Raw genomic sequence first — 207 nt, 5'->3', positions numbered from 1 at the left:
GGGTCTTTCCCCTTGAACGTAGACACCTTGGAGACTGGATCTTGAGGTCCAGGGGAAGAGATGTCCCTGATGGTGATGAGGAACTACCCGCCCGAGTTCAAGGCCGATGCGGTGGCGCTGGTGCTGTCGAGGCCGGATCGGACGATCACGTCGATCGCGCGGGATCTGGGGGTCAGCCGCGAGACGCTGCGGGTGTGGGTACGCGCC

The 207-nt window shown here is 63.8% G+C and carries 1 protein-coding gene; it reads left to right on the top strand.

Going from position 1 to position 207, the window contains the following annotated elements; genetic code table 11:
• Positions 1-69: 69 nt before the first annotated feature.
• On the top strand, positions 70-207 hold a 138-nt coding region (locus FAF44_RS56695; RefSeq protein WP_237111266.1), incomplete at its 3' end, for a transposase.

The organism is Nonomuraea sp. MG754425, assembly GCF_021699195.1.
GTDB lineage: Bacteria > Actinomycetota > Actinomycetes > Streptosporangiales > Streptosporangiaceae > Nonomuraea.
This window is presented reverse-complemented; position numbering and strand designations above follow the sequence as displayed.